The sequence below is a fragment of the Bradyrhizobium sp. genome (assembly GCF_035570375.1).
In the GTDB taxonomy this organism is placed as follows: domain Bacteria; phylum Pseudomonadota; class Alphaproteobacteria; order Rhizobiales; family Xanthobacteraceae; genus Bradyrhizobium.
In genome coordinates this window covers 24,734-33,532 of record NZ_DATMLW010000200.1, presented here as the reverse complement: position 1 = coordinate 33,532, position 8,799 = coordinate 24,734, and the positions used below count along the sequence as shown (strand labels likewise).

Sequence of the window (8,799 nt, the reverse complement as noted above, 5' to 3'; positions counted from 1 at the left end):
GGATTCGAACCAGCGACCATTCGATTAACAGTCGAATGCTCTACCGCTGAGCTACCGAGGAATTGGCGCACCGCAAGGGGCCACGCGCGGGAGCCGTATAACAAAGCCCCCCCGGCTTGCAAAGGGCGAAATGAGCCTTTCGGGTGCTTCCTCGAAGGGAAATCAGATGGCGGGAAAAGCCATTCATTGCACCTTAGAGCCCGGAACAAGGTGCGCATGGACGTCAAGGCAAGCGGCCGCGGCCGTGTTGCGTTTTGGCAAGCCTTGTATCAAACATGACGCGGTCATCTCCTTGCGATTATTCGTTCTCTGCTGGGGTCCTTCCAAATGCCTGCTTTCTCGACTGCGCGACAGAAAATGGTCGACGGTCAGGTGCGTCCGAGCGATGTGACTGATATCCGAATTATCGATGCGATGCTGACGGTGCCGCGGGAGCTATTCGTTCCTCTATCCCAGCGCTCGCTCGCCTATCTCGATCTTGATCTCGATGTGGGTGAAGGCGGGCCGGTCAAACGCTTCCTGATCAAGCCTGCGGTGACCGCGAAGATGATCCAGGCGGCCGAGGTCAAGGATACTGACGAGGTGCTGGTGGTCGGTTGCGCATCCGGCTACATGGCTGCACTGGTTGCAAGATTGTGCCGGCGCCTGACGGCGACCGAGCCCGATGCGTCGCTGGCGGCGAAGGCCCAGACCATCTGTGCGGAAATCGGGCCCGGAAATGTGACAGTGAAGGCCGCAGCGGTAGCCGGCGGTGATTCGGCCAACGCCCCCTTTGACGTCATAATCCTCAATGGAGCGACCGAAATCATTCCCGAAGGGCTTTACCGGCAGCTCAAGGAGGGCGGCCGGCTCGTTGGGGCCTTCGCCACGGCCCGACCGCAGCGAGTTACCGTCGTGACCCATTCGCACGACGATTTCGGGCATCGGGCACTTTTCGACGCCGTGCTGCCCGTCCTGCCTGGGCTTGAGCGCCCTCCCGCTTTCGTTTTCTAGCCGGCGTGCAAAGGGGCTTTCGAGGTCGGAGTGTGGCATGGAAGCCCCATGTCAGGAGTTTCCCATCATCTGATGCCTTGGCGGGGGTCTTAGCTCTTTCTTAGCTGTTGCACCCGACATATGGTGGTCGGGTGCGGTATCTGTTTGGAATGACGTAACAACCCGGTTTTGGGCGCCGGGGAACTTGCCGATTTGAATTGGATTGCCAGGGATGGATGGGGTGAAGGTCTTTACCGGAGCCGGGGCTACGGTCCTTCTGCTAGCTTTGATCGTCCCCAAGCCGGCTTCGGCCGACACGATCGAGGCCGCGCTGGTGCGTGCCTATCAGTCAAACCCGCAGCTCAATGCACAGCGCGCCCAGGTCAGAGTGACCGATGAGAACGTGCCGCAAGCATTGTCCGGTTATCGTCCGAAACTCAGCGTTTCGGCAACGGCCGGCACTCAATATACCGATCTTCTGAATACGTTCGGCGGCACGCCGCAGCAGATTCTGAAGACCGATGTTTTTGGAGTGAATGCTCCCCGCAGCGCCGGGATCACTCTCAGCCAGACGCTTTACAACGGTAATCAAACGGCCAACAGGACCCGCGCAGCGGAGAGCCAGGTGTCGGGCTCGCGCGAGGCGTTGCGCGTGCTCGACGAGGCCATCCTGCTGTCGGCCGCCACGATCTACATGGATTATCTGCGCGATGCCGCCATCGTCGAGGTCCAGAAGAGCAACGTGCGCGTCCTCGAACAGACCCTCAAGCAGACTCGCGACCGCTTCAATGTCGGCGAAGTGACGCGCACCGACGTGGCTCAGTCGGAAGCGCAGCTCGCGGCGGGCCAGACACAGCTCCTCGCCGCCGAAGCCACCCTGACGACGACGAAAGCGAATTTCCGCCGCATCATCGGCAATGATCCGGTCAATCTCGCGCCAGGTTCTCCGGTGGACCGTTTCCTGCCGGCCACGCTGCCGGGGGCGGTCGAGCTCAGCTTGATCGAAAATCCGAACGTGACGGCAGCGATGTACGGCATCGACGTCCAGTTTCTGCAAGTGAAAGTGAACGAGGGCGCGCTGCTGCCCACGGTGACCGCGCAGGTTGTGGTGCAGCAAGCCTACGAACAGCAAATGCAGGTCTTCCGGTCTTTCGGAGCGTCGGCCATCGCACAGTTGAATGTGCCGATCTACCAGGGCGGCGCCGAGTACTCGTTGATTCGTCAATCCAAGGAATCGCTGGCGCAACAGCGTCTCGTGCTCGAACAGACCCGCGACCAGACTCGCGCCAACACCGTGACCGCCTGGGGACAACTGGTCGCCGGCAAGGCTCAGGTGGCTTCCGCCCAATCGCAGGTGACGGCGTCGGAGATTGCGCTCAATGGCGTACGCGAAGAGGCCAAAGCCGGCCAGCGAACCACGCTTGACGTGCTCAACGCGCAGCAAGCCCTGGTCAACGCCCGTGTTGCGCTCGTGACAGCGCAGCACGACCGCGTGGTCGCGTCATACGCAGTGTTGTCGGCGATAGGGCGGCTCTCGCCGCAGGTGCTCGGTCTTAACACCACCGTTTATGATGCGAGCGTGCATTATCACCAGGTGCGCGACAGCTGGGCCGGTGTTCGTACTCCCGATGGCCGCTGACCGCGTTTCCCGCTGCTGTCGGCGCGTAACTGGCGTTTTCAAGTCATTGGCAATCAGCGTATAAGCCCTTCGCTACATGTCTCCGCATTGCTTCCCGGCCACTCCCTCTTCAGGCGACCGTTCACCCCGGCGTTGCTTGCAATCGTTAGTTGCCCTGACGTACCGTTCTCTCGGGCAGGAGAGCGATTCGCGCCATTTGGGACCCGTGGTGGCACGACGCTTCGGTGCGCCGGGACGCTATCAGCGACACGTCGCGCGACGCTTGATCTGGGGACAAGTGGGGCTGGCGCGATGAAAATCCGAACCCGCCTATTCCGAACCGGCACTTCCTGCCTCGCTTGGTGTAAAACGCTGACGAAAGCGTTGATGAGGTGGAATCGGAGATGACGCAGCCTGCGAAGGTCCAAGAACCCTCGATGGAGGAAATCCTGGCGTCGATCCGGCGGATCATTGCCGACGACGAAGCAAAGCCGGCGACAGCTGAAAAACCCTCCGCTCCCTCGGCTCCCGCGGCTCCGGCCAGGCCGGAGAAACCGGTGCCGCCGCCCGCCGCCAAGGCCCCCGCAGGTGACCCAGTTCCGCCCGCCCCAGCCGCACCAAAGGCGGTAGTCGCGCCGCCGCCGCCTCCTCCTTCGCGTGCGGCACCGGCCCCGGCGCCGGGACCCGCCGAGACAAACAGCCAGGACGATATCGATGCGCTGTTGAACGGTCTGGATGAGGCGACCACCCCCGAAGAGATTCGGCCAGCCTCGTCCGACATCGAAGTGCTCGAACTGACGGACGAGATGGCCCTGCCGGATCCGCCGCGGCCCGCGTTCAAGAGGGTGGAACCGACCGACGATCTCGAGTTTACCGAAGCGGGCAGGGTGGCGCCTCGTCCATCTTTGTTCGAAACGCCTGCCGTGGAAAGTCCGGTGGCGTCTCAGCAAATCCTGTCGCGCTCGACTGTCTCTGCGGTCGAGTCGGCCTTCAATAGCCTCGCTCACACGGTACTCAGCCAGAACGCACGGACCCTGGAAGATCTGGTTAAGGAAATGCTGAGACCGATGCTGAAATCCTGGCTCGACGACAATTTGCCCGGATTGGTGGAGCGTATCGTCAAGGCGGAAATCGAGCGGGTTTCGCGCGGACGCTGACGTCTATGGCTCTTCTGGCCGGGCCGCCGGCCGTGATCGACCACCTGGCTCCGCTTTCACCGTAAACTTCCGGCCTGCCTGTCAAATGACCCGGCCATGTTGACTTGGCGCGCGGGTGCGGCTTTCTAGGGAAGCGGATTTGACATTCGCAACCCCTTTTGGGCGCGAACTCGAAAAGCGTCGAGTCCAAAACTCCACTGGAAACCCGTATTTGCTGGTGGTTCTTCGATTCCAACCCCCACAAAGGTGCGCACTGAAACGGGGGTGACAATGCTGGAATTCGGACCACTTGCCGCTGCTACATCCATGATTGCACTGCCATGATCGAGAAGAATTACCAGCCCGCCGACATCGAAGACCGCATGTCCGTCATCTGGGAGGACAGCCGCGCCTTCAATGCCGGACGCCCGGACCGGCGCGATGCGGAACCCTTCACGATCGTCATTCCGCCGCCCAATGTGACGGGCTCGCTGCACATGGGGCATGCTCTCAACAACACCTTGCAGGATATCCTCTGCCGTTTCGAGCGGATGCGCGGCCGCGACGTGCTCTGGCAGCCGGGAACCGACCACGCCGGCATCGCTACCCAGATGGTGGTCGAGCGGCAATTGATGGAACGTCAGCAGCCGGGACGGCGCGCACTGGGGCGTGACAAATTCCTCGATCGCATCTGGGAGTGGAAAGCCGAAAGCGGTGGCGTCATCATCAACCAGTTGAAGCGGCTTGGTGCTTCCTGCGACTGGTCACGCGAACGCTTCACGATGGATGAGGGGCTCTCTCGCGCTGTCGTGAAGGTGTTCGTCGAGCTGTATCGCCAGGGGCTCATCTATAAAGACAAGCGGCTGGTGAACTGGGATCCCAAGCTGTTGACGGCCATTTCGGATCTCGAGGTGCAGCAGATCGAGCTCAAGGGCAGCCTCTGGTATTTGCGTTATCCGCTCGAGGGAAAAGCTTTCAATCCCGGCGATCCCACAACCTTCATCGTGGTCGCGACTACGCGACCGGAGACGATGCTCGGCGACACCGCGGTCGCGGTGCACCCGGATGACGAGCGTTATCGCCACCTCGTCGGCAAACATGTGATCTTGCCGCTGGTCGGACGGAGGATTCCGATTGTGGCGGACGAATATTCCGATCCTGAGAAGGGCTCCGGCGCGGTCAAGGTCACGCCGGCGCATGATTTCAACGACTTCGAAATCGGCCGGCGGCACAACCTGCTGCAGGTCAGCGTGCTCAATCAGGAGGGCGCGCTGGCGCTGGTCGGCAACGAAGACTATTTGCGCGGATTGCCGGAAGGCGCGATGCAGTTCGCGGAAGAATTCCAAGGTGTCGACCGATTCGCCGCGCGCAGGCAAATCGTGGCGCGAATGGAAGATTTCGGGTTTCTGGAGAAGATCGAGCCGAACACGCATATGGTGCCGCACGGCGATCGTTCCGGTGCTGTGATCGAGCCGTACTTGACCGATCAGTGGTACGTCGATGCCAAGACCCTTGCGCGGCCTGCGGTCGCGGCGGTGCGCAGCGGTGCGACCACCTTCGTGCCGAAGAACTGGGAGAAGACGTATTTCGATTGGATGGAAAACATCCAGCCCTGGTGCATCTCCCGCCAGCTGTGGTGGGGCCATCAGATCCCCGCATGGTACGGACCGGACGGAAAGGTGTTCGTCGCCGAAACCGAAGAAGAAGCCATCAGTCATGCCCTTGGCTACTATGTCGAGCAGGAAGTGATCACGCCGGAGCAGGGGCGGGAGATGGCGCTCGATCGCAACAAGCGCGCCGGCTTCATCACCCGTGACGAGGACGTGCTCGACACCTGGTTTTCCTCGGCGCTATGGCCGTTCTCCACGCTCGGCTGGCCTGACGACGACACCGACCTGAAGCGTTATTATCCGACCGATGTCCTCGTCACCGGCTTTGACATCATCTTCTTCTGGGTCGCCCGCATGATGATGATGGGCCTCCATTTCATGAAGGAGGTCCCGTTCCCGACGGTCTACATCCACGCGCTCGTTCGTGACGAAAAGGGCGCGAAGATGTCGAAGTCGAAAGGCAACGTCATCGATCCCCTGCACCTGATCGACGAGTTCGGCGCCGATGCCCTGCGCTTCACGCTGGCTGCGATGGCGGCGCAGGGCCGCGACATCAAACTTGCGGCAAGCCGCGTCGAGGGCTACCGCAATTTTGCAACCAAGCTGTGGAATGCGTGCCGCTTTGCCGAAATGAATGCATGCACGGTACCGGCTGACTTCGATCCGACAAAAGCGACGCAGACATTAAACCGCTGGATCGCGCATGAGACCGTGCGCGCCGCGCGCGAGGTCACCGAGGCGATTGAAGCCTACCGCTTTAACGACGCAGCGGGCGCGATCTATCGTTTCGTCTGGAACGTCTACTGCGATTGGTATCTCGAGCTGGCCAAACCGGTCCTGATGGGCGAGGAGGGCGCCGCGAGGGTCGAGACCCGCGCGATGGTCGCATGGGCGCGCGACGAAATCCTCAAATTGCTCCATCCGTTCATGCCGTTCATCACCGAAGAGCTTTGGGGAGTGACGGCCAGGCGTGATGTCCTTTTGGCGCTGGCGCCGTGGCCGCGCAAGGCGGCAACGTTCACGCCGGAGCAGCTGGCGCTGATGGCGACGACGGTCCCGAATGATCCTATGATGCCCCCGCCCCTGGTCGCGCTCGAGACTGGCGAATTCACCGACCCTGAGGCTGAAGCCGAGATCGGCTGGGTCGTCGATCTCGTGACCGCGATACGCTCCGTGCGCGCCGAAATGAACATTGCGCCGGCGACGTTGACGCCGTTGGTGCTGTCAGGCGCTTCTGCAAAGACCAGGGAGCGCGCGTCGCGCTGGAGTGACGTGATCGGGCGGATGGCTCGGCTCGCCGACATTTCCTTTGCTGACCACCCTCCGGAAGGTTCGGTGCAGCTTTTGGTGCGGGGCGAGGTCGCGGCCCTTCCGCTGAAGGGCCTGATCGATTTTTCAGCGGAGAAAGCCCGGCTCGACAAGGAAGCGGCGAAGGCGGATGCCGACATCAAGCGGATCGACGCCAAGCTTGCCAACGAGAAATTTGTCGCCAACGCTCCGGAAGAGATCGTCGAAGAGGAAAGGGAGAAGCGGGAGGCCGCGCTGGCGCGAAGGGCAAAGATTCTCGAGGCGATGGAGCGCCTCAAGAGCGCCACCTAGCGAAGAATAACGGCGCTTCGACCTTTGGAACATTTTGTCAGGCGCTGCGAACCTTGCGATCGGCAGCATCGAGATGGTCTGGCAATCCTGCCGATGGCAATGCATATGCCGGCGTCGATTCTTCGCGCGACGCCGATCGCTGCGAACCGGCTTCCTTGCTGCGAGCCTGCCACAGCGTTGCGCCAAGCAGAAGGTAAGCAGCCGCGGTCCATACGGCCTGCCAGTTCCGCGTCCCCTCGATGAAGAGGGTATAGAGCGCCGCGGCAGCGAAGAGGCCGGCGAATACCGCTTCCGCCATCGGCCGCGTCCCGAACCTCGGCCGGTTGAACAGCGTCAGCGTCGAAAATGGAATCGCTGCCATGGTCAGAGCGGCGAATGGAAGATCGCGCCAACGCGCGTCGAACACGGCGCCCAGCGCAGTCTCCGCCGCGATCACGGTGGTCACGGCCAGTGCGACGCCCAGCAGCATCGTTGCAAATGACTGGATCCTGCCGTCGCGCGGGCCGATCAGCTCCACGAAGGTCGGCAGAGCACGTCCCGACATCAGTGCCAACGCGCAAAGCACGGGTGAGGCGATGGCGGCCGCCAGCAGCGAGCCCCACATGAGCCAGCCGCCGAAGCCGAAGCTTTCATAGAGCATCTTGTCGAAGGCTACTCCGAGCAGGATTCCGGCTGATGTCGCGGACACTGCGACCGCGATCCACGAAACCAGCCGGGGCGGCCAGGGCCTGCGTCTTGAGGTCATCCAGGCCACAGCAAATACCGAGATGACCAATGCCATGCCGCCGCCCATGTGCAGCTTCCACAGGGGATAATTGCTGATAGCTTCACCGGGCGGATATTTCAGCTTGCGATGCTCCGCATCGAACAGCCCCCAATTGCCGCCCACGGTTCCTTCCCAATATCGTTTCCACGAGGCGTCGTAAGCCTCGATCAGGTTGACGCGGAATTTTTCACGCTTCGACAGGTCAAGAATTTCGGAGATCACGCGGGCCTGATTTGTGCGCGACGGAAGCGCTCCTTCGCGCATGCGCCCCATGCTCGGCCAACCCGTCTCGCCGATCAGGACTTCCTTGCCGGAAAAGGCAGCGGCCACGCGCTTGTGAATAGCTGCGACATGGGCGGCCGCATCCTGCGCGCGGACCGGAAAGTCCTCCCAATACGGCAGCACATGAATGGTGATGAAGTCGACGGCATCCTGGACTTCGCGGTAGCGCAGCCAGTATTCCCAGACATCGGCGTACGTCACGGGAACGTTGACGCGAGCCTTTACCGAGCGGATAAGTTCGCGAAGATCGGAGGGGCTCATGTCTCCGTGCAACAGCACTTCGTTGCCGACGATAATGGCTCTGATCGTGCCCGGATAATCCCTGGCCAGCGTGACCGCGGTGTCGACCAATTGCGCGTTCTTCAGGCGATTGTTGCCGATCCAGATTCCAAGAAAGACGTTCAGTCCGACCCGCGAGGCGACTGCAGGCACCTTGTCCAGTCCGTTGTCGACCGAATAGGTGCGGATACAGTCGGTTATCTTTGCCAGTTCGGCGAGATCCTCCTCAATCTGCTCCTCACTGACGATGAGGTTCGGATTTAGCGGGGTCTGGTCGCCGCGAAATGGTGCATAGGACACGCAATCCAGCTTCGCCGCCGGATCGATCGGGGCGCGGGCCAGCGTGACCGGTGTGGCCAGCCACCACCAGACCCCGGCAACAAAACTCAGCGATACGAGAAGAAGCGCCAGTGGCGTGCGAAAGGCGATTGGTTCTGTCCTCCGGAAGGATTGTCGAATATGGTCTGGCGGTCCGCAGTTCGGCCAAAACGTGGGATGCGCAGGCGCCGAACCGCGGAGCACAAAAGCGAGACCCAA

The 8,799-nt window shown here is 61.6% G+C and carries 5 protein-coding genes; 4 read left to right on the top strand and 1 reads right to left on the bottom strand.

The window, feature by feature from the left end:
- The first annotated feature begins 327 nt into the window (after nt 1-327).
- The 4 genes from VNX23_RS22015 (at nt 328) to VNX23_RS22000 (ending at nt 6,935) form a co-directional block, all read left to right on the top strand.
- Entirely contained in the window at nt 328-993 is a 666-nt protein-coding gene (locus VNX23_RS22015) for a protein-L-isoaspartate O-methyltransferase (protein WP_325633529.1), read from the top strand.
- Between the two features lie 211 nt (nt 994-1,204).
- A complete protein-coding gene (locus VNX23_RS22010) occupies nt 1,205-2,611 on the top strand; it encodes a TolC family outer membrane protein (RefSeq protein ID WP_325633527.1) in 1,407 nt (468 codons plus the stop codon).
- A gap of 383 nt (nt 2,612-2,994) precedes the next feature.
- Nucleotides 2,995-3,747, top strand: a complete 753-nt coding sequence (locus tag VNX23_RS22005) for a DUF2497 domain-containing protein (RefSeq protein ID WP_325633525.1) — start codon at nt 2,995-2,997, stop codon at nt 3,745-3,747.
- Between the two features lie 320 nt (nt 3,748-4,067).
- Nucleotides 4,068-6,935: a valine--tRNA ligase gene (locus VNX23_RS22000; RefSeq protein WP_325633523.1), complete on the top strand. Its 2,868-nt coding sequence runs from the start codon at nt 4,068-4,070 to the stop codon at nt 6,933-6,935.
- Between the two features lie 37 nt (nt 6,936-6,972).
- On the opposite strand, the gene VNX23_RS21995 is transcribed toward VNX23_RS22000, so the two are convergent.
- Nucleotides 6,973-8,721, bottom strand: a complete 1,749-nt coding sequence (locus tag VNX23_RS21995) for a beta-(1-6) glucans synthase (protein WP_325633534.1) — start codon at nt 8,719-8,721, stop codon at nt 6,973-6,975.
- Nucleotides 8,722-8,799 lie beyond the last annotated feature (78 nt).

Bases quoted from the DNA above. Each gene is read 5' to 3' on its own strand.
- VNX23_RS22000 (WP_325633523.1), top strand. From the start codon at position 4,068: ATGATCGAGAAGAATTACCAGCCCGCCGACATCGAAGACCGCATGTCC.
- VNX23_RS22005 (WP_325633525.1), top strand. From the start codon at position 2,995: ATGACGCAGCCTGCGAAGGTCCAAGAACCCTCGATGGAGGAAATCCTG.
- VNX23_RS22010 (WP_325633527.1), top strand. From the start codon at position 1,205: ATGGATGGGGTGAAGGTCTTTACCGGAGCCGGGGCTACGGTCCTTCTG.
- VNX23_RS22015 (WP_325633529.1), top strand. From the start codon at position 328: ATGCCTGCTTTCTCGACTGCGCGACAGAAAATGGTCGACGGTCAGGTG.